Source organism: Porphyromonas asaccharolytica DSM 20707 (assembly GCF_000212375.1).
Taxonomy (GTDB): Bacteria; Bacteroidota; Bacteroidia; order Bacteroidales; family Porphyromonadaceae; genus Porphyromonas; species Porphyromonas asaccharolytica.
In genome coordinates, this window is sequence record NC_015501.1 from 456,055 (window position 1) to 480,234 (window position 24,180).

The 24,180-nt window shown below is 54.0% G+C and carries 19 protein-coding genes and 1 tRNA gene; all 20 read left to right on the forward strand.

The window, feature by feature from the left end; all coding sequences use genetic code 11:
• The first annotated feature begins 121 nt into the window (after positions 1 to 121).
• Positions 122 to 1,714, forward strand: a complete 1,593-nt coding sequence (locus tag PORAS_RS01885; RefSeq protein ID WP_013759961.1) for a trypsin-like serine peptidase — start codon at positions 122 to 124, stop codon at positions 1,712 to 1,714.
• Positions 1,668 to 2,495 carry a T9SS type A sorting domain-containing protein gene (locus tag PORAS_RS09060; protein ID WP_013759962.1) on the forward strand — a complete coding sequence of 276 codons (828 nt, stop codon included), beginning with the start codon at positions 1,668 to 1,670 and terminating at the stop codon, positions 2,493 to 2,495. The genes PORAS_RS01885 and PORAS_RS09060 overlap by 47 nt, the downstream gene beginning before the upstream one ends.
• 36 nt (positions 2,496 to 2,531) lie before the next feature.
• The gene (locus PORAS_RS01890) at positions 2,532 to 3,374 is read left to right on the forward strand and encodes a fumarate hydratase (RefSeq protein ID WP_004331535.1); all 843 of its coding nucleotides are present in this window, start codon (positions 2,532 to 2,534) and stop codon (positions 3,372 to 3,374) included.
• Positions 3,375 to 3,386: 12 nt separating this feature from the next.
• A complete protein-coding gene (locus PORAS_RS01895; RefSeq protein WP_004331532.1) occupies positions 3,387 to 3,944 on the forward strand; it encodes a Fe-S-containing hydro-lyase in 558 nt (185 codons plus the stop codon).
• A gap of 579 nt (positions 3,945 to 4,523) precedes the next feature.
• Positions 4,524 to 4,596, forward strand: a tRNA-Gly gene (locus tag PORAS_RS01900).
• Between the two features lie 195 nt (positions 4,597 to 4,791).
• Complete coding sequence (secDF, locus tag PORAS_RS01905; protein ID WP_013759963.1) at positions 4,792 to 7,722, forward strand: protein translocase subunit SecDF; 2,931 nt, start codon at positions 4,792 to 4,794, stop codon at positions 7,720 to 7,722.
• A gap of 309 nt (positions 7,723 to 8,031) precedes the next feature.
• Positions 8,032 to 9,321 carry an AI-2E family transporter gene (locus PORAS_RS01910; RefSeq protein ID WP_013759964.1) on the forward strand — a complete coding sequence of 430 codons (1,290 nt, stop codon included), beginning with the start codon at positions 8,032 to 8,034 and terminating at the stop codon, positions 9,319 to 9,321.
• The gene (gene dnaX, locus PORAS_RS01915) at positions 9,275 to 11,125 is read left to right on the forward strand and encodes a DNA polymerase III subunit gamma/tau (protein WP_013759965.1); all 1,851 of its coding nucleotides are present in this window, start codon (positions 9,275 to 9,277) and stop codon (positions 11,123 to 11,125) included. Before PORAS_RS01910 ends, dnaX begins: the two co-directional genes overlap by 47 nt.
• A gap of 387 nt (positions 11,126 to 11,512) precedes the next feature.
• Positions 11,513 to 12,346, forward strand: a complete 834-nt coding sequence (gene pyrF / locus PORAS_RS01920) for an orotidine-5'-phosphate decarboxylase (protein WP_013759966.1) — start codon at positions 11,513 to 11,515, stop codon at positions 12,344 to 12,346.
• Between the two features lie 14 nt (positions 12,347 to 12,360).
• On the forward strand, positions 12,361 to 13,389 hold the full coding sequence (gene lpxD, locus PORAS_RS01925; RefSeq protein ID WP_013759967.1) for a UDP-3-O-(3-hydroxymyristoyl)glucosamine N-acyltransferase: 1,029 nt from the start codon (positions 12,361 to 12,363) through the stop codon (positions 13,387 to 13,389).
• Positions 13,390 to 13,421: 32 nt separating this feature from the next.
• Positions 13,422 to 14,804 carry a bifunctional UDP-3-O-[3-hydroxymyristoyl] N-acetylglucosamine deacetylase/3-hydroxyacyl-ACP dehydratase gene (locus tag PORAS_RS01930; RefSeq protein ID WP_013759968.1) on the forward strand — a complete coding sequence of 461 codons (1,383 nt, stop codon included), beginning with the start codon at positions 13,422 to 13,424 and terminating at the stop codon, positions 14,802 to 14,804.
• Positions 14,805 to 14,821: 17 nt separating this feature from the next.
• A complete protein-coding gene (lpxA, locus tag PORAS_RS01935; protein ID WP_013759969.1) occupies positions 14,822 to 15,613 on the forward strand; it encodes an acyl-ACP--UDP-N-acetylglucosamine O-acyltransferase in 792 nt (263 codons plus the stop codon).
• A 67-nt stretch (positions 15,614 to 15,680) separates the two neighbouring features.
• On the forward strand, positions 15,681 to 17,213 hold the full coding sequence (locus PORAS_RS01940) for an NAD(P)H-hydrate dehydratase (protein ID WP_013759970.1): 1,533 nt from the start codon (positions 15,681 to 15,683) through the stop codon (positions 17,211 to 17,213).
• Between the two features lie 38 nt (positions 17,214 to 17,251).
• Complete coding sequence (locus PORAS_RS01945) at positions 17,252 to 17,929, forward strand: DUF4230 domain-containing protein (protein ID WP_013759971.1); 678 nt, start codon at positions 17,252 to 17,254, stop codon at positions 17,927 to 17,929.
• Positions 17,930 to 17,961: 32 nt separating this feature from the next.
• Entirely contained in the window at positions 17,962 to 18,594 is a 633-nt protein-coding gene (locus tag PORAS_RS01950; RefSeq protein ID WP_013759972.1) for a DUF4230 domain-containing protein, read from the forward strand.
• A gap of 128 nt (positions 18,595 to 18,722) precedes the next feature.
• The gene (locus PORAS_RS01955) at positions 18,723 to 20,933 is read left to right on the forward strand and encodes a polyribonucleotide nucleotidyltransferase (RefSeq protein ID WP_004331870.1); all 2,211 of its coding nucleotides are present in this window, start codon (positions 18,723 to 18,725) and stop codon (positions 20,931 to 20,933) included.
• A gap of 233 nt (positions 20,934 to 21,166) precedes the next feature.
• On the forward strand, positions 21,167 to 22,393 hold the full coding sequence (locus tag PORAS_RS01960; protein ID WP_013759973.1) for an MFS transporter: 1,227 nt from the start codon (positions 21,167 to 21,169) through the stop codon (positions 22,391 to 22,393).
• 38 nt (positions 22,394 to 22,431) lie between these two features.
• Entirely contained in the window at positions 22,432 to 22,842 is a 411-nt protein-coding gene (locus PORAS_RS01965; protein WP_013759974.1) for an MliC family protein, read from the forward strand.
• 96 nt (positions 22,843 to 22,938) lie between these two features.
• The gene (locus PORAS_RS01970) at positions 22,939 to 23,388 is read left to right on the forward strand and encodes a hypothetical protein (protein ID WP_013759975.1); all 450 of its coding nucleotides are present in this window, start codon (positions 22,939 to 22,941) and stop codon (positions 23,386 to 23,388) included.
• A 30-nt stretch (positions 23,389 to 23,418) separates the two neighbouring features.
• A complete protein-coding gene (locus PORAS_RS01975) occupies positions 23,419 to 23,988 on the forward strand; it encodes a cob(I)yrinic acid a,c-diamide adenosyltransferase (RefSeq protein ID WP_013759976.1) in 570 nt (189 codons plus the stop codon).
• Positions 23,989 to 24,180 lie beyond the last annotated feature (192 nt).

Sequence of the window (24,180 nt, forward strand, 5' to 3'; positions counted from 1 at the left end):
ACGCTCCAATCATCACGATAGGTGGTGGCGGGGGCGTCTTTGTGTAGGAGATGCGGGGGACTGTTTTTCTGCTGTTCGAGTTTATTCGTACCTTTGAGAGAATATCTTTCGGACTATCCCTATGAATAGACTCGATACGCCTCTAGTGACGGGAGCTTTGCGTCGGTTTAGGACTCGCTCTTGCACAGGTTTGCTCTCCTACGGCAGGTGCGCGTGTCTCTCGCTCATCGCGCTCCTACTGGCTTTGCCTGCGGTGGCTCAGCTCTCGACGCCTCTCCCCGCTACCATAGTGACGGATCTAGGGGAGCGTCATACCACACTGCGCAATACTCTAGAGGCTTACCAGCTACAAGCGACCTCTCGCACGCAGCCTACTAGCACACTCCGACAGCAAGAGGAGACGACTTCCTCGGGGCTACGACTCTTGGAGCTGCCGGCGATAGAGTACTGTCAGCTGCCCGAGAGCCAGCTGTGGGGCGACTGGATCACGACCGCTTCGGGCGAGCGTGCTTGGCAGGGTGTGCTGCAGCTTGAGGAGGCAGGCTGGAATACACTCTACTTTGATCAGTATCAACTGAGTCGTGGCGATATGCTCCTTATAACGAATGAAGAGGGCGATGTGCGAGGCGCTTTTACCGAGGCAAACAATGTCTCGTCTCATAGCCTTACCACGGCTCCACTTTATGGCGAGCGACTCATAGTCTACTTCTATCCCGCCAGTGGCAAGCGCAGAGATCTCCCGTGGCGATTGTCGACCGTTACGACCGCTCTGCTCACTGCCGTAGGGGAGGAGCTACCACCTGCAGTCGGAGGTCATCAAGGACCAGGTTCTCCCTGGTTTGTCGTGAAGGGACTTGAGTGCGCTGAGGCGACGGTGCGGCACCCAGAGGTGGAGCGCATCGCTCGTAGCGAACTCCTGTTAGTGGTGCGGGGACGCTACTTCTCGTCAGGCACGTTGATCAACAACAGCCGCCAAGATGGAGAGGCTCTCGTCTTGACCGCAGCCCACTGCCTCAATGCTAGCTATCAGTACAGAGACCTCGACTATGTACGTCAGAGTGCAGAGCAGTCTGTTTTTTACTTCAACTACTTTAGTCCCACAGGCGATCCTCTCATCAATGGCATCGAGGAGCAAACGCTAGCGGGTGCCGAGCTGGTCGCCTATAATGAGGAGCATGACATGTGCCTGCTTCGTATCACAGGCGTCAGACCAGATGTACCACAGGGACAATGTGCTATACCGCCCAGCTACAAGCCCTACCTGGCAGGGTGGAATGCTGAGCGTGACTTCCCCGCGCCAGTCATCGGCATCCATCATCCGAAGGCCTCCGTACGACGCTACAATCGCTCGAACGATAAGCCCGCTCTAGAGAGTTACGATATAGCATCGGTGCCTGTACGATGGGTCAATTCGCACCTACATATCAAGGAGTGGGATGTCGGGACAACTGCCGGAGGCTCCTCAGGATCGGGTCTCTTCGACAGAGATCATCGTCTCATCGGGGCTCTCTCGGGTGGCAACTCCTACTGCTCTACTCCGTACAATGACTATTACTACGCTCTAAGCGAGGTTTTCACGGGCTACCCTGATGATAAGTGTCTGAAGCCTCACCTCGCACCAACGAGTGATCAGACTTCCTTGGGGGGGACTAGATCCTTTTGCCACGATGCCTCCCGTACGCCTCTCACATCAGCTCTACAGTCTGATGCGTGACAGTGTGGCCATTAGCACCCCTGATGCAACTGTCGAGGGTATCGCGGTGCGCTACGACATCGACACATCTGTGCAGTACCTAGGCTCGGTACTGGTCATGGGGGCCATACAGGAGTGGACGCCCGTGACCCTCACTATATATGGCGACAAGGGGGGCAAGCCTGGTGAGAAGCTCTACGAGCAGACGCTACCGAAGCCTACGTATCTACTGCTAAATGACTCGGGACAAAGTCCACAGATGCGAACACTCTCAGATGCCTTCCAAGCCTTCTTCCCCGCAAAAGATGGTGAGTCGCTGACACTCCCCGCAGGCTCCTACTACATAGCACTAGAGGGGAGTGAGGGCAAGCCCCTGTCAGCACCACTGCTCATGAGCAAAGCGCAGCCACACGCCACCCCCTATGCGTGGCGCCTCGTCGGCTCTAACTGGGAGCCTGCAAAGGCTGGGCGTGCACCTTACTTAGGTCACTACTGGATAGACCCCATCGTCTTGGGTAAGCTCAAGGCGGGCGGTACATCTGACCTAGAGTCTGCAGACGAGCCACGTGTGATGCTCATCGGAGAGCGTCTCTACCTCCTACTGCCAGACTCATGGTTGGCTGGGAATGCCGCAGCAGAGGTAGAGCTCTATAGTGCTGCTGGGCAGCGCATCTTGTCGCTTCCGCTAGCGAGTGCACACTCATCACTATCCCTTGCCGACTATGCGCTGCAATCTGGCGTTTACATCGTACATCTTACCGGAGCAGGTGAGCGATACAGCTGCAAACTCATTCGTCCATAACTACTTAACAAGACAGTTTACTTACACACTTAATATATGCGTACAATATCCTCTACAGCCATCACAGACTTGGTGGAGAAACTTTGCATAGAGGCTTGTGTCAATCTATCGCCCGACATCGAGGCTGCCATGCAGCAGGGCGCAGAGCGAGATCGCTCGCCTCTAGCACGAAACGTACTTAGTACCATCATCGAAAACGTCCACATCGCGCGCAGTGAGCGTGCCCCTATGTGTCAAGATACGGGTATGACCGTCATCTTCGTCGACATGGGACAGGATCTGCACGTCGAGGGTGATCTGATCGAAGACGCCATCAACGAGGGCGTCCGCAGAGGCTACACCCACGGCTACCTGCGCAAGTCCGTCGTGAGTGACCCGATACATCGACACAATACGGGAGACAACACACCCGCTGTCATCCACTACCGCATCGTGCCCGGTGACCAAATGCACATCACCGTAGCTCCCAAGGGCTTCGGCAGTGAAAATAAGAGTGCACTCTCGATGCTCACCCCCAGTCAAGGGGTAGCCGGCATCAAGCAGTTTATCCTCGACACCATCTCCCACGCTGGGGGCAACCCCTGTCCACCGATCATCGTCGGCATCGGTATCGGTGGCACGATGGAGCGCTCTGCGGAGCTAGCTAAGCGCGCCCTACTACGTCCTATCGGTGAGCGTCATCCCGATCCCGCCGTGGCTGAGATTGAGGAGGAGCTACTCCAAGAGATCAATAAGATGGGCATCGGCCCAGCGGGCTTCGGTGGAGACACCACCGCCTTAGCCGTCGCCATCAATACGGGTGCAACACACATCGCAGGCCTACCCGTAGCGGTCAATATCAGTTGCCACGCCACACGTCACGCAGAGGGTGTACTATAAATATATAGAGACATGGAAGAGAAGAAGATACTCAGAGCCCCCTTTACGACAGAGATGATTACTCCGCTCAGAGCGGGAGATATGTGCTACATCTCGGGGACTATCTATACAGCACGTGACGCAGCGCATCTGCGTCTTGTCGAGATGCTAGAGCGAGGCGAGGAGATGCCCTTCGACTTCGCTGGGCAAGTCGTTTACTATGCGGGTCCTTGCCCCGCTAAGCCTGGACAGCCTATTGGCTCCGTCGGTCCCACTACGGGAGGACGTATGGATGCCTATTCGCCGACGCTCATAGCCCACGGCCTGCGTGTGATGATCGGCAAGGGCTTGCGTAGCCCAGAGGTCGTTGATGCGATCAAGCAGTACAAAGGCGTTTACTTTGCCGCCATCGGTGGAGCCGCCGCCCTGATGGGCAAGTGCGTCAAGGAGGCCGAGGTGATCGCCTTCGACGACTTAGGACCCGAAGCGATCCGCAAGCTACGTGTCGAGGAGCTCCCCGTCATCGTAGCCGTAGACAGTCTCGGAGGAGACGTCTACTCGCTCGGTCGCTCGCAGTACGCACGTCGATAGCGCTACCGTCAGTCCTAAAAACGCAAAGGGCTGCCGTCGACACAACGAGCCGACTCCTAAACGAATATCCACGTAGGGACGCACGAGCCGAGTAACCCGCTGCTTTCTAAGTTCAAATGCAAGCAAAATGCGAAGTTTTTTCTCGTTTCGGAAGCTCGGTCGACTTCTCTTCGGGTGAACCGCTCGGCGGGGTGGAAGCTCCCACCGTAGGGGCGGACCTGTGTGTCCGCCCGTCCTCACCTGAGCGCAGTCTATTCTGCGGGCGGACACGCAGGTCCGCCCCTACACAAGCTACGTCAGCACGACAATTCTACTCATCAAACGCTGTAACCCCGATCTCCGTAGGGGCGGACCTGTGTGTCCGCCCGTCCTCACCTGAGCGCAGTCTATTCTGCGGGCGGACACGCAGGTCCGCCCCTACGCAAGCTACGTCAGCACGACAATTCTACTCATCAAACGCTGTAACCCCGATCTCCGTAGGGGCGCACAGATCGTGCGTCCCTACAAATGTTATTCGTCTCGGACGTTGGTTTGAAAAATTATTGTACCTTTGCCTTCACAATCCGAGGAGGGTGATATGCGGAAATAGCTCAGTTGGTAGAGCATCAGCTTCCCAAGCTGAGGGTCGCGAGTTCGAGCCTCGTTTTCCGCTCTGTAATGAATAGGACGGTGCTTAGGTGCCGTCCTATTTTTGTTATCCCATAGCCACGTTTGGGCGCTTTCGCAGTGTGGCGCCGAGTAGTTTTTTGGACGATCGGAGGGGTATCTGTTTGTCAATAGTATATTTTAGCGTAACTTTGTGGCAATCTAGACTACGTGAAATAATAACGATATATCAAATATACTCATGCAGAACAAAGGATTTGTGATCCTCTTCGCCTCTCTACTGACGATCATCTGCGCTTTCTACATCTCCTTTACCCCTGTGGTAAGGCACTATGATCAGAAGGCACTGGCGATGACCGCAGCGGGCGAGGATGGCAAAGCGTACCTCGACTCAATGGCCAACGAGAAGGTGTGGTTTGGCTACACGCTCAAGAAAGCCCGCAACCAGCAGATAGGCCTCGGACTAGACCTCAAGGGCGGTATGAACGTCGTCCTCAAGGTCAACGGACGTGATCTCCTGCGCAACCTCTCAGGACATAACCAGTCGCCAGCCTTCATCGAGGCTATAGACAAGGCCGCTAAGGAGGGCAGTAATGACTTCGTCGGAACTTTCGTAAAGGCTTACAAAGAGCTCGAGCCCTCAGGGTCGCTCGCTGTCATCTTTAGCAATGGCCCCCTCCGTGATGTCATCTCCCCTAAGTCTAGCGATCAGGAGGTTATCGAGGTGCTTCAAGAGAAGTACAGCAGTGCTATCGACGCTGCCATCAACGTCCTCAAGACGCGTATCGACCGCTTTGGTGTGGTCGCTCCAAACGTACAGCGCATCGAGGGGCAGGGTCGTATCCTTGTCGAGCTACCTGGTGTCACAGAGCCTCAGCGTGTCCGTGAGCTACTACAGCGCAGCGCTAACCTACAGTTCTGGCGCACTTACACTTACGACGAGATCGCTAGCGACCTCATCGATGCCAACAACCGTCTCACCGCTATGGCAAACGGCAACGACCTGATGCCTGCCGATACGGCCGCTACCGCAGCTGACTCGACAGCTACTGTGGCTGACTCGACAGCAGTACAGAAGCCTGCTACCACAGGTGTAGAGGATGTCCTCTTTAGCAAGCTCAACATGACCAATCGTGGTACCGTCGTCGGTTACGCTCGTCGTGCTGATCTAGACAAGATCGATGAGATGCTCGAGGAGGCTCAGAAGCAGAAGATAATCCGTGAGGACCTAATGCTTCTCTGGGGTAACTCGCCTATCAAGAACCCACAGACAGGCAAGGAGACAGACATCTACGAGCTATACGCTATCCGTGGTAACCGCAATGCACTCCCCGATCTAGGTGGTGAGGTGGTCACTACGGCACGTAGTGAGGTGCGCAACGACCTCGGTCAGAACCGTCCCGTCGTCACTATGACTATGAATGATGAGGGAGCCCGCAAGTGGGCGCGCCTGACGGGTGACAATATCGGTAGAAATATCGCTATCGTCCTCGATGGTGTCGTCTATTCAGCACCTAATGTCAACTCGGAGATTACAGGTGGTCGCTCTGAGATCTCTGGTGCCTTTACGGTCGATGAGACGACCGACCTTGCCAACGTCCTCAACTCTGGACGTATGGAGGCTTCTGTCGAGATCGAGCAGGAGAGTGTCGTCGGACCAACCCTCGGTAGCGAGTCTATCCAGGCAGGTATCATCTCCTTTATCATTGCGATCATCCTACTGATGATCTATATGTGCCTCGCTTACGGTCTTATCCCAGGTCTTATTGCCGATGGTGCTCTGATCCTCAACAGCTTCTTCACGCTCGGTGTCCTGGCCTCTTTCCACAGCGTCTTGACGCTGTCCGGTATTGCAGGACTTGTGCTGACGCTCGGTATGGCGGTGGATGCGAACATCCTGATCTTCGAGCGTATCAAGGAGGAGCTACGTGCTGGCAAGTCTATGACTCGTGCTATACAAGATGGTTACGGCAATGCCTTCTCAGCAATCTTTGACTCCAACCTCACGACCGTCATCACGGGTGGTGTACTCTATGCCTTTGGTACAGGTCCTATCCGTGGCTTCGCTACGACGCTCATCATCGGTGTCATCGCTTCCTTTATCACGGCCGTCTTCTTGACACGTATCGTTGTCGAGGCGCTTGACAAGAAGGGACGTATGGACAAGGTTACCTATACAACCTTCCTCACACGCAACCTGCTAAACAACCCCACGTACAAGATTCTAGAGAACCGCAACAAGGGCTTCATCATCTTTGGCTCTATCCTAGTGCTCGGTCTCATTGGCTCGTTCGTATGGGGTCTCAATAGAGGTATCGAGTTCTCAGGCGGTCGTAACTATATCGTCGCCTTTGAGCAGCCAGTCTCTTCGGCTGAGGTCCGTGAGGCTTTGATGCAGCCCCTAGATGAGCATGTCCTCGTCACCTCCATCGGTACAGAGGGCAATCAGGTACGTATCTCGACCAACTATGGCATCGGCATGACTCAGGAGAGTGAAGATGAGGAGCTACTCGTCATGGGTAAGGTCTTCGAGGGCGTACAGAAGTTCCTTCCACAGGGTACGACACAGCAGCAGTTTGTCGACAACTATGTCGTCAGCTCACAGCGTGTCAGCCCGAGTATGTCTAAGGATATCTCTCGTCAGGCTGTCATAGCGGTGGTTCTCTCCCTGATCTTCATGGGACTGTACATCTTACTCCGCTTCCGCAACTGGGCCTTCTCGCTAGGAGCCTTCGCCTCTGTGGCTACCACCACGCTACTCATCGTGGCTAGCTACATACTGCTCTGGCAGATCATGCCCTTCACGATGGAGCTGGATCAGAACTTCATCGCCGCGCTACTGGCGATCATTGGATACTCGATCAACGACGTGGTCGTCGTCTTCGACCGTGTTCGTGAGACGCTACACAACTATCCGAACCGCGATGAGAAGCTTGTGATGAATGAAGCACTCAATAGTACGCTAGCTCGTACCGTACAGACTTCCTTCTCGACCTTCCTAGTGGTCTTCATCATCTTTATCCTCGGTGGAGCCTCTATGCGTAGCTTTACCTTTGCGCTACTCATCGGTATCGTTTACGGTATCTTCTGTACGCTCTTTGTCGCGTCGCCTATTGCTTACCTAGTCCGCAACAAGCAGCAACAGAGAAAGCTCGCAGCAGCTAAGAAGTAAGCTCTCTCCCTCTACTCGCTCTAATCTGAGAGCGAGCGAGACCAATTGTCAGAGCCTATCCACGACGTCGTGGGTAGGCTCTGATTGTTTTCACGGTGTGAGCTACACTTATGGGTCCATGCGTCCCATCCATCTCTCTGCAGACAAGGTAAAGGACCTAACGGTAGATCTAATCTCTAACTTCTAATCCCTAACTTCTAACCTCTAACTTCTAACCTCTAACTTCTAACCTCTAACCTCTTTTTTCGTACCTTTGGGTGAAAGTTGGCTGATCTATATACGATACTTCTCACCCTTACTCTTAGCTCTATGACAACAAATAGCAAAGTCCCTAACGACTCCTCTCAATCATCGTCTACGACCCAGTGTTGTAATCAAATCTCTCCCGAAGACCTGACACATAGTCGTACGAAGCTTGGAGAGCCTGTATATAAAGTCTCCTTCTGGACCCCTCGCACCTCTCTGATCACGCTGATTCTCCTCTTGTTACTGATCATCGGTAAGCACTCCCTCCCCTACATGAGTGGCGTGCTGGGAGCCTTGACGATCTATGTCCTCCTACGAGGTCAGATGAAGTGGCTCGTCGAGCGCAAGCGATGGGGCCGCAACTGGGCGGCATCGCTCCTGACGGTAGAGGCTATCTTTTTCTTTTTGATACCACTACTGGGGATTGTTTTGATGCTGATCGACCTCTTCTCCGCTTTTGATCCTGAGTCACTCAATGTGCTGACGACACAAGCGCAGGATGTGGTCAAACAAGTGGAGGAGCGCTTTGGCATAGAGCTCTGGAGTAATGAAAACATACAGAAGCTGACGAGCTTCTCGACCTCTCTCGTAAAGGGGCTGCTGCAAGGGATGTCTTCATTCTTTCTAAACGCCTTTATCATCCTCTTCCTCCTCTACTTCATGCTACGAGGTTATGACCAGTTTGAAGCAGCGGTGGAGGAGCTCCTGCCCTTTACAGAGTGCAATAAGAAGACGGTCTCTAACGAGACCATTAGTATCGTCAAGAGCAACGCTATCGGCATCCCGCTCTTAGCTATTGTACAGGGAGTCTTTGCTTACATAGGCTACCTGATCTTTGGGGTAGACAATGCGTTGCTCTTTGCGGTGCTGACGACCTTTACGACGATCATCCCTGTGCTCGGCACGATGCTCGTGTGGATCCCGATAGCAGTCGTCATGGGGATCAATGGGGACTGGCTCAACGCTATCCTACTAGCTCTCTACGGCTTCATCGTCATCGGCGGCGTGGACAATGTGGCTCGCTTACTCCTACAGAAGCAGATGGCAAACATCCACCCGCTCATCACGATCTTCGGAGTCTTCATCGGTCTCTCGCTCTTCGGCTTCTGGGGAGTCATCTTCGGGCCGCTGATCCTCTCACTGATCGTACTCTTTATCAATCTCTATCGTCACGACTTCGTCCCTGGATCGAAGGCTAAGCCGACTGCCTCTACGGAGCTTCAGGAGACGAAGTCTCTCGAGCGTCTCTCCAAAATCGTTCAGAACAATGGTCTCTCAGCTTTGAGCAAATCAGAGCAGGAGCGCTATGAGGAGGCTCACTCAGACGATGATAACCCTAAGGCAGATGAGTGACAACTTTGTAGTATCAGCGCGTAAGTACCGCCCGCAGACTTTCGATGAGATGCTCGGGCAGGAGGCTATATGCCTCACGCTCAAGAGTGCTATCAAGCAAGGCAAGATAGCTCACGCTTACCTTTTCTGCGGTCCTCGTGGTGTGGGTAAGACCTCGGCAGCTCGTATCTTAGCTCGCACGATCAATTGCGAGCAGCTCACCCCGCAAGGGGAGGCGTGTGGCGTATGCCCCAACTGTCAGGCGGCTCTGCATCAGCGAGCGTTCAACATATACGAGCTAGATGCTGCTTCCAACAACTCGGTCGACGATATACGCCGTCTCAACGAAGATGTCTACATACGTCCACAGCAAGGCAAGTACAAGGTCTACATCATCGACGAGGTGCACATGCTCTCGTCGGGCGCATTCAATGCTTTTCTCAAAACGCTTGAGGAGCCACCAGGCTATGTGGTCTTTATCCTAGCTACAACTGAAAAGGACAAAGTCCTCCCTACCATCCTCTCACGCTGTCAGGTGTACGACTTCAAGCCGATACCGCCAGAGCAGATCGCTGAGCAGCTGCGCCGCGTGGCAGATGCGGAGGGGCTGCAGTACGATCCGCGCTCTTTCGACACGATAGCGCGGATCGCCGACGGAGGTATGCGCGATGCGCTCTCGCTCTTCGATCGCTTGGCCAGTACGGCACAGAATGGTGTCATCTCTTACGAGCAGACGTTGCAGACGCTCAACATACTAGACGACGAGTACTACTTTTACTTCACCACCTACCTATACAGTGGAGACTACAAGCGTACACTCTTACTCCTCGATGAGCTCCTCGGCAAAGGGGTCGCCATGCGACAGCTGATCATCGGACTAGCAGACTTTATGCGCAATCTACTGGTGGCACGAAGCCCAGAGACGGTGCAGCTCTTCCCCTATACAGGTGTTCATGCAGAGCGATTTATGACGCTAGCGCAGCAGATCCACCCGCTCTTTCTCTACAAGTCTATCTCCAAGCTGGTCGCCTGCGAGCGTAACTACCGCTCATCGCAAGCTAAGCGTCTCCTAGTCGAGCTGACACTGATGGGAATCTCGGAGATGTGTGGCGCCTTTAAGAATGCTACGGTCGCCCCTGCGACGGCAGCGCCAGCGCCAGCTCCATCGTCTAGTCAGTCCTCCTCGACAGCCCCGGCTGCTCCTACTGCCCCAGCGACTACAGCACCACAAGAGAGTAGCGTGCAGACGCCACAAGCCACCTATCAGGCTACACCTACACCCAGCGAAAAAAAAAAGAGTCCTCAGCTAGCGACTAGTCAACCGAAACAATACGCTCCAAAAGGCTCCTCCCTACGCATCTCGGCTCTCAAGCGTCAGGCGCAAGAGTCGCTCACGGCGCAAGAAGCCTCTGCTACCCAAGCAGACGAAGACTCAGATGCTACAGAGTCTGGACAGCGTAACGAGCCCGTCACGCCTGATGAGCTTCTCAAGTGGTGGTTCGCATTTGCCGATGAGGAGCTGACAGACGATGCCTACCTCTCACAGCTACTCCACACGGTGACACCAGAACTACAACCACCTCATGGACTCAAAGTCTCCTTGGTGAGCAACATACAGCTGGAGTCGTTCGAGCGGATCGAACGCTCTTTGCTGCGTTACCTCAAGGCTAAGCTACACAACGATCACCTCACACTAACGACAGAGGTCGCAGCCGTTGAACAGACGCAGCACGCCTCCACGGCACAAGAGCGTGCGGCTTACTATGCCGAGCACTACAAAGAGGTGGCTTACCTGACGAAGACGCTCGGTCTCCGCATCAAGTGATGGGCTAACTCCTATTTTGAGGTGCTGGGCAAACTTTAAACTGACGTATTCCAATCAACTGAGACTATAAAACAGAATATCCACGTGGAGATTTTCGATTTCCCACGTGGAGATTTTTTATTCTCCACGTAGGGAAGAAACGATTCCTCCGAAGTTTCATTTGATTCCTCCGAAGTTTCATTTCATATCCACGTGGAGATTTTTTATTCTCCACGTGGATATTTGAGAATTCCCACGTGGGGATCGACCTTCTACCCAGCGCCTCAAATTAAAAATTAGCCGGAAAAAGCATCAGATCCGTGAGCGCAGATGAGAGATGTCCAGTTTTTTCACTACCTTAGTAGACCGTATATGACTACTTACTTCAAATAAACAGAAGATTATCTCATGAATCGCGAGCAAATCATAGCACAAATACGAGCCAAGCGGAGCTACCTCTGCGTGGGTCTTGATCCAGATATACAGAAGTTGCCTCCGCACCTGCTGAAGGGGGATAATCCTATTCTGGACTTCAACAAAGCGATCATCGATGCCACAGCACAGTACGCTATAGCCTTTAAGCTCAACCTAGCTTTCTATGAAACGCTCGGAGCCTTCGGCATGCAGGTCTTTGGCGATACGGTGGAATACATACGTCAGAATTATCCTGAGCAGCTGATCATCGCCGATGCTAAGCGTGGTGACATAGGCAATACGAGCAAGATGTATGCGCGTGCCTTCTACGAGAACTTTAAGGTCGATGCGCTCACCGTGGCTCCCTACATGGGTAGCGACAGTGTGCTACCTTTCCTAGAGTATAGCGACAAGTGGGTGATCCTACTAGCCTTGACGAGCAATCAGGGGGCGCAGGACTTTCAGATGCTCCATACGGGCGAGGAGACTTGCCTCTTCGAGCAGGTACTCCGGACGGCTCTAAGCTGGGAGGGTGCGGACCATATTATGTTTGTCGTAGGAGCTACGCAGAGCAATCTGATGGAGCGTGTGCGGGCGGTGGCTCCTAATGCGTTCCTCCTCGTACCTGGTGTAGGTGCTCAGGGTGGTAGCCTGGAGGCGGTCGCAGAGCATGCGATGACGAGCGACTGCGGGCTAATCGTCAATAGTTCGCGTGGTATCATCTATGCCGGCAATGACGAGCGCTTTGCATCGGCTGCTGCGCAGGCTGCCTCTGACCTAGCACGCCAGATGGAGCAGACGCTCCTAGACAAGGGTATCATAGACTAATATATATAAGGTAGATGTACACAGTTGCAGACATTGCCAAGCTAATCGGTGGTACGCTAGAGGGCGACGGCACGGCTCAGCTACAAGGCTTCGCAGGCATTGAGCAGGCGAAGATGGGAGACTTGAGCTTCCTAGCCAATATGAAGTATGAGCCCTACCTCTACACGACACATGCCTCAGCCGTACTCGTCGATGAGCGATTTGCTCCGACACAGCCCTGCTCTACGACGTTGATCCGTGTAGCAAACCCTTACGAGACGCTCTCACAGCTGATGCGACTCTACGTCTCTCAGCAGGAACCTCACTGGACGGGCGTCCACCCGACGGCTATCATAGACCCTTCGGTAGAGATACCCAAGGAGTGCATCATCGGCCCGTACGTCTGTATCGAAGCGGATGTCAAGCTGGGCGAGCAGGTCGTCATCTCGGCACACTGCGTCATCGGTGCCAACTGCTCTATCGGTGACCACACGACACTACACCCACGGGTCACACTCTACTCGGATAGCATCATCGGGCATCATTGCCGCATTCATTCGGGCACAGTGATTGGCGCCGATGGCTTTGGCTTTGCTCCTACGGATCATGGCTATGACAAGATCCCGCAGATAGGACATGTGGAGATAGGAGACCATGTGGAGATAGGGGCTAATAGTTGCATCGATCGCGCTACGATGGGCGTGACGCGCATCGCTTCGGGTGTCAAGATCGACAACCTCGTACAGATAGCACACAACTGCACCGTCGATGAGCACACGGTCATCGCAGCCCAAGCAGGACTAGCCGGCTCGGCACACATCAAGGAGTGGTGTCAGCTAGGCGGTCAGGTGGGCATAGCAGGTCACCTCACCGTAGGCGACCACTCGAGGCTCGGTGGTCAGACAGGCGTACTGGGTGACCTCCAGCCGCACAGCATCGTGATGGGTACTCCCGCTATGCCTGTGGGCAAGGCGCTACGTGCCTTCGCAACGCTCCCTAAGCTTCCTGAGCTGATGCGCCGAGTAGACAAGCTCGAAGAGCAGGCCTCCTCGGGAACTAAATAGATAGATACTCTAAAAGCAGACACACTCACGTTATGAATCAGTACACACTCGCTACGACACTCACCTTCCAAGGTGTAGGGCTTCACACGGGAGCCAACCACACCTTGACGCTCTCACCTGCGGAGCCCCATAGTGGTTACCAAATTTGTCGCTCCGACCTCGAGGGGAGTCCTACGATCCCCGCTTATGCGGACTACGTCACGACAACGCAGCGTGCTACTTGTATAGAGCGTGGCGCTGTGCAGGTCTCTACGCTCGAGCATTGTCTCAGTGCTCTCTACGCACTCGGCGTGGACAACTGTCTCATCACGGTCGATGGTGACGAGGCCCCTATACTAGATGGCTCAGCCTATCCTTATGTACAGGCGATCCAAGAGGCTGGACTCAAGGAGCAGTCTGCGACTCGTGAGGTCTTTGTCGTACGTAAGCCTATCGAGGTCAGAGATGAAGAGACGGGAGCCTCCATTCTCCTTCTTCCATCAGATCAGCTCGGCGTAGAGGCGCACCTAAGCTTTGCCTCTCCGCTACTGAGCAACCAATACGCTTCGCTGCGCGACCTTAGTCGCTATGGCGAGGAGGTCGCTGAGGCACGCTCCTTCGTTTTCGTACGAGAGATACTACCTCTCCTCAGTCAGGGCTTGATCAAGGGCGGAGACCTAGCCAATGCGATGGTGATCAACGATGAGCCACTCTCTGAGAGCGATGCTAAAGCACTGGCGGAGGCTCTCCATCGTCCCGTTGCTGAGGTGAATCAGCTGGGTGTGATCAACCCGAAAGAGGGCATCCTCAACGAGCCCGCACGCCACAAGATCATCGACATACTAGGCGATCTAGCCTTAGCAGGCATCTTCGTGCAGGGTCATATCATAGCGACCAAGCCTGGGCATAAGATCAATAATAAGCTGGCACGGGCGATCCGCAAGGAGATCAAAGGAATGGAGACACAACCTCCTGTTTACGATCCCAATGCGGCACCGGTACTTGATCTTAACCAGATCAAGGGACTCTTACCACACCGCTATCCTTTCCTCCTTGTGGACAAGGTGATCCACCTAGACAAGAACCATATTGTGGGGGTCAAAAACGTGAGCTTCAACGAGACTTTCTTCCTCGGTCACTTCCCCACAGAGCCTGTCATGCCGGGTGTACTAATCGTCGAGGCTATGGCACAGACGGCTGGGCTACTCGTACTTAGCGGCATCGAGGATCCTGAGCGCTACTCGACCTACTTCCTGACAATCAACAATGTGAAGTTCAGAAACAAGGTCGTCCCTGGAGACACCCTCCTCTTTAAGGTGATGCTCACCAGTGAGGTGCGCCGTGGCTTGGCTAGTGTCAGGGGACTTACTTTCGTGGGTAGTCAGTTGGTTTGTGAAGCTGACTTTATGGCTCAGATAGTAAAGAATAAGGAGTAAACAATCATATCTACTATATGGCTCAAACGCTTATATCTCCTCTCGCTCAGGTACACCCTGAGGCACAGATAGGTGCTGAGGTGACGGTCGGACCTTTTGTCACCATAGAGGCCAACACGGTCATCGGTGACCGCACAGTCCTAGACCAAGGCTGCATAATACGCAGCGGAGCGCGTATCGGTAGCGACTGTCACATACATCCCTACGCCGTGATCGCCGGTGTACCACAAGACCTTAAGTTCAAAGGTGAGGAGACCACAGCCGTCATCGGTGACCATACAACTATCCGAGAGTTCGCTACCGTCAATCGTGGCACCGCTTCGCGTGGCACGACAGTCGTCGGTAGTAACTGTCTCATCATGGCTTACTCACATGTAGCACATGACTGCATCCTCAAGGATCACATCATCCTAGGTAATGCAACCCAGCTCGCTGGAGAGGTCGAGATAGACGACTATGCGATCCTCAGCGGTGCTGTACTGGTACATCAGTTCGTACGCATCTCGCAGCATGTGATGATACAGGGTGGCTCTAAGGTAACCAAGGACATCCCACCCTACTGTCTCGTGGGGCGCGATCCGATCGTTTACTGCGGCATCAATATCGTAGGGCTGCGTCGCAGAGGCTTTACCAATGAGCAGATCTTCCTCATCAATGACATCTACCGCACACTTTATCAGGGTGGGCTCAACAACAGCGAGGCGCTCGTAGAGATACAGAGTCGCTATCCGCAGTGCTACGAGCGCGACCTCATCTACAACTTCATCAGCGACAGCAAGCGCGGCATCGTCCGTGGATCGATGGATTAGCTCTAGACAAAAGCTCCAAGACCATAGCTAAGTCGCAACCAACCAACTAAACAGACCAGCTGAAACAATGAAAAAGATACTCGTCGGACGCCAATGGGGCAGCACGGATAGTTATATCCTCGAGCGTGATCATCTCTCCATCCACGACCTTGTGGAGCGTGTCGCTCAGCGCTTTGTCGTAGAGCTTAGGAGTATCTCAGACCTGCCACAAGGCATCGTCTACGTCTTCGCAGGCCCTGGCAATAACGGAGCTGATGGCCTAGCCATCGCACGGCGCTTACTGCAGGAGGGACATAGGGTACACTGCTACCTCTTTTGCAAGCAAGAGGAGGAGCTCTCGGAGGCTTGCGCCTGGCAGCAGACGAAGCTTCAGGAGTTTCACCCTGACGCCCTAACCATTGTCGCAGATGAGTTTCAGCCACCGCTCTTGACTGCTCAGACGCTCGTCATCGATGCACTCTTTGGCACAGGGCTCTCGCGCCCTCTAGAGGGAGGCTTTGCCGTGCTGGTAGATCAATTGATCAACGCTTCGCCAGCCACCGTCATCGCGGTGGACATACCCTCGGGACTATATGACAAGGACAATAGCGAGAACAACCTGCAGGCGATCATCAAGTCGGACTACACCCTTACCTGCGAAAGTCCCAAGATAGCCCTCCTCCTATCGGACAACGAGTGCTATACAGGCTCGCTACGCATCCTCTCGCTCAGTCTCAACATGGACGAAGATCCTGCCATACAGACGGACTACTACCTCTACACGCCTCAAGATGCTCGTAGAGCCTTGAAGCCGCTCTCACACTTTGCACACAAAGGGACGCAAGGACATGCCCTTCTCATCGCAGGATCCGAGGCGATGGCGGGCGCGGCTATGCTGGCAGGTATGGGCGCCATGCGCTCAGGACTAGGCAAGCTTACAATGCATCTACCTAGCTCACTAGCTCAGCTAGCGAACATAATCATTCCCGAGGCTCTCGTGGAGAAGGACAAAGAGGAGACCATCGTTGGTACTCTTCCTAAGGAGCTACACAGCTATCAAGCTATTGCCATGGGACCTGGCATTGGCACAGCACCGCTCACGCTACATCTCTTGGAGCATCTCCTGCAAAACATACAGCCTGCCACTCCACTACTCCTCGATGCCGATGCGCTCAATCTCCTAGCTCTCCACCCCGAGCTGCTGAGCGTCCTACCCAAGGAGACCATACTCACACCGCATCCAGGCGAGCTGGACCGCATCATAGGCAATGCCCTTGATGACCATCACCGCCTGACGAAAGCGCAGGAGCTAGCCATGGAGCAGGAGCTCATCGTCGTACTCAAGGGGGCTAACACTGCTACTTGCCTGCCCACTGGCGAGGTTATTTTCAACAGCTCAGGCACACCAGCCCTCGCCACCGCCGGCAGCGGAGATGTACTCACGGGCATCATCCTCTCGCTCCTAGCACAAGGCTACGCACCCGCCGAGGCCGCACCGCTAGGCGTTTACATCCATGGCTTGACAGCCAATCATTATGGCGAGCGATGCTCCCCACGTAGCATGATAGCCCGCGATATTGTAGAGATGCTCCCCGCTGTCCTCAAGATGGTCGAGCAGTAACTCTCTTCCTACGACCTACATTATAGTATCGCAAAGTTATGAAGCATCTTCGGCGCCAATGCCTCTTACTGCTCTCAGCACTTTTCTGTTTGCTCGTAAGCCTGCCTAGCTGCTCCAAGCAAAAGAAGCCCGAAGAGCTGCTACAAGAGGCGATCGTACAGCAGTACCAGAGCGTTGGCAAACTGCTTCTCACGGAGACGACGCTCCAGAAGGCGGTCACCCTGCAGGATCCCAAGATATCTTTCTACGACATCAGTAGCTTTAAGGACTTCGCCAAGTGGCTGAGCAATCAGACGAAAGTAGGTAACCGTGTAGGCATCTACTCCTTTGATGCGACATTGGTGAGTTATACCGACTTGACAGGCTTCTCGGCAGACGATGTAAGCTACGACAGCGACAAGCAGCAGCTCACCGTCTACATATCCCCCATACAGGTGGAGCTGCGCGGGCGAGACTTCACGCTAAGGACTGAGTACGAGTATGTAGCACCCCTCCGGAACCCTATCACTCCGCAAGATCGTGCCCGTGTCAAGAATCGCGCCTACCAAGTGCTCCAGCAGGAGATCACCTCCAATGATCAGCTCATCGCTCAGATACGACAGCGCTCTATCGAGAAGCTACGCCGATGGCTCACGCAGCTCCTCCTCTCCTACGAGCTACCGCCTACGGTCGTCATTGTAGAGCGCGGCTCAGCATTGACACAGCCTACTCATTGATTCATCTCTCACCTTTGTAGCTTCTCATCTCTATGGGCAAATGGCTTAAGCGCATCCCTTATATACTCCTAGCGATACTGCTTCTAGTCGGTATCGTCCTCCTATGGCGTAGCTGCTCCAAAAACAAGAACAAGAGCGAGGACTACAGCGATGTAGTCACACACGCTATGACCGTTCGCTCGATCGAGGAGGTGCTCAAGCTCTCCACAGGCGAGTGCTATCAAGAGATCCCCATGGTCGATACCATCGATGGTATGGTGCTAGCCTACGTCATACAGGCTCGTACCTACATAGACTTCGATATAGACCAGCTCCCCACGCAGCTACAGGGCGACACGCTCTATGTGCAGCTTCCCCCCGAAGAGGTTACACCGCACGAGATCGGTTACACCGTGATCGATGTACACTCACTACGTCAGGGCTTCACCACGAAGACACTCACTGCAGAGCAAGAGAATAGAGCCAAGCGGCGTATCCCGCAGCGACTCATCGATGAGGTCTACCGTGCAGGCTACATACGGAATGCCCGACAGCAGGCGCGCGAAGAGTTGGCACGCTTTCTTTCTATCGCTCACCCTACCGTCATCGTCGTAGACCGCTATCCCGAGGGGGTGCGAGGAGCCTTCTTTGCGGACACCGTCTACATAGATCACCGCACGCTGTAAAAGGGGTTAATTCTTATAAGATGTGGAACTTGTGCAGGACGAATTGTCGCAATCTGCATTAGTTTTTGTAACTTTGGACGATTTTATCGAGGTATAAGACAATAGAACTAAGTAATCAGACGATTTTTATGATCAATCCGGTCAACAAGACAATCACCCTACCCGATGGTCGCACGATCACCATCGAGACGGGCAAGCTTGCCAAGCAAGCCGACGGTGCTGTCACCGTCACCATGGGCTCTACCGTACTACTCGCAGCTGTAACAGCAGCCAAGGAGGCTAAGCCCGATGTAGACTTTATGCCACTACAGGTAGAGTACAAAGAGAAGTATTCAGCCGTAGGCCGCTTCCCCGGAGGCTTCACACGCCGTGAGGGACGCGCCTCAGACTATGAGATATTAACTTGCCGACTAGTGGATCGCGCACTGCGTCCACTCTTCCCCGATGACTACCATGCAGAGGTTTATGTGAACATTATCCTCTTCTCTTCTGACGGTGTCGATATGCCTGACGCACTCGCTGGACTAGCAGCTTCGGCTGCACTAGCGGTCTCCGATATTCCTTTCGGAGGTCCTATCAGTGAGGTACGTGTAGCACGCATCGATGGGGAGTTTGTCATCAATCCTACCTTCGAGCAGCTAGAGCGTGCAGACATTGACCTGATGGTCGCAGCTACACTCGACAACATTATGATGGTCGAGGGCGAGATGGAAGAGGTCCAAGAGGAGGAGATGCTCGAGGCTATCAAGGTAGCTCACGAGGCTATCAAGGTACAGTGCCAGGCTCAGCTAGAGCTCTCGGAGGCTGTCGGCAAGATGACCAAGCGCGAGTACCCCGCTGAGGAGCAAGACGAGGAGCTACGTGAGCGTATGCAGCGTGAGCTCTATGACAAGATCTACAAGGTAGCTACCGCTGGTACCGACAAGCATGCTCGTGGCGATGCCTTTGAGGCGATCGTTGAGGAGTTCAAGGCGCAGTTTACCGAAGAGGAGCTTGAGGCTAAGGGTATGATCATCGACCGCTACTATCACGATATGGAGAAGGCGGCTATGCGTCGTATGATCCTCGACGAGGGCAAGCGTCTCGATGGTCGTCGTACCAACGAGATACGTCCTATCTGGATCGAGACCGACTGCCTACCAGGACCTCACGGATCGGCTATCTTCACACGTGGTGAGACGCAGTCTCTATCTACAGTGACGCTCGGTACTAAGAGCGATGAGAAGCTAGTCGATGATGTACTCAACTACGGTAAGGAGCGTTTCCTCCTACACTACAACTTCCCGCCCTTCTCCACAGGCGAGGCAAAAGCTTCGCGCGGCATCAGCCGTCGTGAGATAGGTCACGGTAACCTAGCACACCGTGCGCTCAAGCGTATGATCCCCGAGGACTACCCCTACGTAATCCGTGTGATGAGTGATATCCTTGAGTCCAACGGATCCTCCTCTATGGCAACTGTCTGCGCTGGTACGCTCGCACTGCGTGATGCTGGTGTCCAGATGAAGAAGCCTGTCTCCGGTATCGCCATGGGTCTCATCAGTGAGAACAAGGGGACCAACTACGCCATCCTCTCTGACATCCTAGGTGACGAGGATCACCTCGGCGATATGGACTTTAAGGTGACCGGTACGCGTGATGGTATCACCGCTACGCAGATGGATATCAAGGTCGATGGTCTGAGCTATGAGATCCTAGCAAAAGCTTTGGCACAGGCTAAGGCTGGTCGTCTCCACATTCTCGACAAGATCGAGGAGGCACAGCCCGAGGCTCGTCCTGACATGAAGCCTCATGCACCACGCATTGAGACGCTACGCATCGGCAAGGAGTTCATCGGAGCTGTCATTGGCCCGGGCGGTAAGATCATCCAGGGCATTCAGGAGCAGAGTGGTGCCACGGTCAACATCGAAGAGGTGGACAACTATGGTATCGTCGAGATCAGCAGCTCCAACAAGGAGTCTCTCGATGCAGCACTAGCTATGGTACGAGGCATCGTCGCTACCCCAGAGGTGGGCGAGGTCTACAAGGGTACCGTCTCCTCCGTGATGCCTTACGGCTGCTTCGTACAGTTTATGCCAGGCAAGGATGGACTGCTTCACATCAGCGAGATCGACTGGAAGCGCTTTGCCACGATCGAGGATACAGGTCTCAAGGAGGGCGACACGATCGATGTCAAGCTCATCGAGATCGACCCCAAGACGGGCAAGTTCAGTCTATCACACAAGGCACTCCTACCTAAGCCCGAGGGCTATGTAGAGCCTGAGCGTCGTCCACGCCGTGAGCGTCGTGACGATGGAGAGCGCCGTGAGCGTCGTCCACGTCGTGAGCGTCATGACGACTAGACGATAAGATTTAGAGCTTCTGTGGCACCAGCCACAGAGCTCTACTAAGGCTAAATACAAGGAAGTCACCTATCTCAAGATTCTTTCGTTACCGCTGCTATGAGTATGTTTCGAACTAAACTTGTGGTTGGTGACTTCTTTTTGTATAACTTTGCAGCGGATTAGACTAGCAAGTTCGTATGCCAACCCTTTCGACAGGAACCAAACCAAACTATCTTGGGCCTTTCATAACTATGGTGATCATGATGACCGTCATCGGCTTCATCACGAGCATCAATCAGCAGTTTCAAGCACCCATACAGAGTGCTTATCTGCACTCAGCAGGGGCCTGGACCAATAGCTTTACGACGCTACTCATCTTCGCTTTCTTCCTCTCGTACCTTGTGCTGGGACCTGTCTCGTCACGCTTCGTCGAGCGGCATGGCTACAAGATGACCATCGTCAGAGGGTTGCTTTTGCTGGCGGGAGGCATCCTACTCTTTGTCCTCTCGGCACTGCTCTTCATGCACACCTCGCTCTGGATCACGCTCTCCGAGACAGTACAGCTGCCTGTGAGCTATCTGATCTTCCTACTCGGCTCCTTCGTTTGTGGAGCGGGGATCACCTTCATGCAGTCTTCGGTCAATCCTTATCTCATCGCCTGTACCGTACCTGGCACCTCCGCTGTACAGCGTCAAAACATCGGTGGTGTGGGCAACTCAACGATGACCATGCTAGCGCCACTCTTTGTATCGATGGTTATCTTCGGCGGGGTGGAGGATCTGAAAGATGTACAGATCCAAGAGGTCATCGTGCCGATGATCATCCTGATGGGTGTCGTACTCATCCTCTCCTACGTGGTCAAGCGACTCCATGTCCCGCATATCGAGGGGACGACCAGCAGTGAGGATGCCGAGGTGAGCTTCAAGACCGTGTGGCGCATACGACGTGTGCGTCTCGGCTGCATAGCGCTCTTCTGCTATGTCGGTGTCGAGGTCTGCATCGGTGCCAACATCATCCTATATGGTCAGCATGACCTCGCGCTGAGCTATAACACCGTGGCTCTCTACGCTACGCTCTACTGGGGAGCTATGCTAGTAGGGCGCTTCGTAGGTAGCTTCCTGAACCGTGTCTCTGACCGCAAGCTACTCTGGAGTACCACGCTGCTCTCCGCAATCCTCATCCTGATCGCTGTCGTGACCAATCAGCCTTACTGGCTCATCGCTGTAGGACTATGCCACTCGGTCATGTGGGGCGCTATCTATTCGCTAGCACTTAAGGAGCTAGGGAGTCTAGCCACGAGAGCCTCAGGCGTGCTCCTGATGGGACTCATCGGAGGGGCACTCTTACCATTCTTACAGAGCTTGCTAGCGGACCTCCTCGGAGGGTATCACTACACCTGGCTACTCGTTGTAGCAGGAGAGCTCTATATGCTTTACTACGCTTTGGTCGGCTCCCGCTTTAAGGAGCAGCAGGCGTAATCAATCGGATTCTATTCACTTTAATCAATCATACGAATATGAAAAAGTTTATGCTAATCGTAGCTGCTGGTCTAGCACTAGTAGCTTGTAACACGGAGAAGAAGGACGCAACGACTACTACCGTAGACTCTACCGCTATGGTCGTAGAGGCTCCTGTAGTTGCTGAGCCCGAAGTCTTCAACTACGCTACGGCTGATGGCAAGCAGCACTTTGAGCTAACAGTCACCGGCGAGAATCGTGAGAATGCATCGCTCAAGGATGTCGAGGGCAATGTCGTTTACGAGCTGAAGAACGCTGTCAGCGCTGACGGTGCTAAGTGGGAAAACGAGGAGGGCTACTACTTCTGGACGAAGGGTGACTCTTTCTACTTCGGCAAGGGCGACAAGCAGCTTTGCGAGGGTGCTCTAGTCGTAGAGGCTCCTGCTGAGGCTCCCGTCGTAGCTGAGTAATTGCAGCTAAGACTAAATATCATGCGAAGGCAAGCTAATGGTATCATTAGCTCGTCTTCGCATGATTTTATCTAGTCAGATCATAAGCTATACACTATGGGCACACTCCTCAGACGCTGGTGGACTTCGCTAGGACATAGCGTCCACTCGCCGACAGCCTTTCGGCTTATCACCTTAGTGCTAGACCAGCGTGGCGTAGCGTACTACCCAGAGCATCTAGAGGAGCTACCCGAGAGTGCCGACCTCCTAGACCACCAGCAGAGGCAACTCGCACTGCAGCTGCTCTACCAGTGGCCCCTCACACAGCTCGTCACGCAGTACGACAAGGCACTAGCCTACGATCGTGCGCTGATCCTGTGGCAAGGTGCACCCCTAGCGGATATGCCGTGGGAGAGCGGCTCCTTACTTTGGCATATAGGGAGGAAGGTGCCCAAAACCTTCCGCCAGAGAGAGGCTGGCATGATGATCGACTATACCGGCGGACAACTACTCTTCCTAGATCATAAGTTGCCCCGCCAAGACTTCTGGACACGTATCAGACATTAACCCTATTACCTACTCAAATAACCTACAACTATGAAGAAAAGCCCCATATACACCCGCCGTGGCGATGACGGTACCACGGGACTCGTCGGCGGTACACGCATCTCCAAGGGTCACATACGCCTCGAGTGCTACGGCACTATCGATGAGCTCAACAGCCATATCGGCGTCCTCCTCGCTGAGGACCTCACAGATGAGACGCACGACTTCCTGCTGCGTCTACAGCATATCCTCTTTAACGTAGCAGGCAGTCTAGCCACGCCCCCCGATCAGGAGGAGTATCTCGCAGCTATGCGGATAGACCCGACGGACATTGAGAAGCTGGAGCATAAGATCGACGAGCTGGACGCTACGCTCCCTCGTCTCAAGGAGTTCGTCCTCCCCTCTGGTGGACGCACGGCTGCACTCTGTCACGTCTGTCGCACCGTATGCCGTCGTGCCGAGCGCAACATCTACCGCCTCCGTGAGGAGAGCCGTGTAGATGATCTGATCGTTCGCTTTGTCAATCGTCTGAGCGACTACTTCTTCGTCCTTGCCCGCACAGAGGCTGTACGAACGCACGGATCGGAGGTCACCTGGAATCGAGGGTACAGTACTCTGTAACTCTCTTCTGAGCCTGTTGCAAGAAGCAACAGGCTCTTTTTTTGTCGTCTCGTCTACCCCATCACTCCTTTAGTAGATAGCTCGACTCCGCAAATCTCACGATACATGTAGCCCCCACACAGATCGTTACTCGGATTTGTCAGGAAAAGTCGATCTCCACGTGGAGATTTGAAAATCTCCACGTGGGAAATG

Excerpts from the sequence above, each read along its gene's own strand:
- PORAS_RS01930 (WP_013759968.1), top strand. The coding sequence starts at position 13,422 with ATGAATCAGTACACACTCGCTACGACACTCACCTTCCAAGGTGTAGGG.
- pyrF (WP_013759966.1), top strand. The coding sequence starts at position 11,513 with ATGAATCGCGAGCAAATCATAGCACAAATACGAGCCAAGCGGAGCTAC.
- lpxD (WP_013759967.1), top strand. The coding sequence starts at position 12,361 with ATGTACACAGTTGCAGACATTGCCAAGCTAATCGGTGGTACGCTAGAG.
- PORAS_RS01970 (WP_013759975.1), top strand. The coding sequence starts at position 22,939 with ATGGGCACACTCCTCAGACGCTGGTGGACTTCGCTAGGACATAGCGTC.
- PORAS_RS01960 (WP_013759973.1), top strand. The coding sequence starts at position 21,167 with ATGGTGATCATGATGACCGTCATCGGCTTCATCACGAGCATCAATCAG.
- PORAS_RS01955 (WP_004331870.1), top strand. The coding sequence starts at position 18,723 with ATGATCAATCCGGTCAACAAGACAATCACCCTACCCGATGGTCGCACG.
- dnaX (WP_013759965.1), top strand. The coding sequence starts at position 9,275 with ATGAGGAGGCTCACTCAGACGATGATAACCCTAAGGCAGATGAGTGAC.
- PORAS_RS01895 (WP_004331532.1), top strand. The coding sequence starts at position 3,387 with ATGGAAGAGAAGAAGATACTCAGAGCCCCCTTTACGACAGAGATGATT.
- lpxA (WP_013759969.1), top strand. The coding sequence starts at position 14,822 with ATGGCTCAAACGCTTATATCTCCTCTCGCTCAGGTACACCCTGAGGCA.
- PORAS_RS01885 (WP_013759961.1), top strand. The coding sequence starts at position 122 with ATGAATAGACTCGATACGCCTCTAGTGACGGGAGCTTTGCGTCGGTTT.
- PORAS_RS01950 (WP_013759972.1), top strand. The coding sequence starts at position 17,962 with ATGGGCAAATGGCTTAAGCGCATCCCTTATATACTCCTAGCGATACTG.
- PORAS_RS01890 (WP_004331535.1), top strand. The coding sequence starts at position 2,532 with ATGCGTACAATATCCTCTACAGCCATCACAGACTTGGTGGAGAAACTT.
- PORAS_RS01975 (WP_013759976.1), top strand. The coding sequence starts at position 23,419 with ATGAAGAAAAGCCCCATATACACCCGCCGTGGCGATGACGGTACCACG.
- PORAS_RS01965 (WP_013759974.1), top strand. The coding sequence starts at position 22,432 with ATGAAAAAGTTTATGCTAATCGTAGCTGCTGGTCTAGCACTAGTAGCT.
- PORAS_RS01945 (WP_013759971.1), top strand. The coding sequence starts at position 17,252 with ATGAAGCATCTTCGGCGCCAATGCCTCTTACTGCTCTCAGCACTTTTC.
- secDF (WP_013759963.1), top strand. The coding sequence starts at position 4,792 with ATGCAGAACAAAGGATTTGTGATCCTCTTCGCCTCTCTACTGACGATC.
- PORAS_RS01910 (WP_013759964.1), top strand. The coding sequence starts at position 8,032 with ATGACAACAAATAGCAAAGTCCCTAACGACTCCTCTCAATCATCGTCT.
- PORAS_RS09060 (WP_013759962.1), top strand. The coding sequence starts at position 1,668 with ATGCCTCCCGTACGCCTCTCACATCAGCTCTACAGTCTGATGCGTGAC.
- PORAS_RS01940 (WP_013759970.1), top strand. The coding sequence starts at position 15,681 with ATGAAAAAGATACTCGTCGGACGCCAATGGGGCAGCACGGATAGTTAT.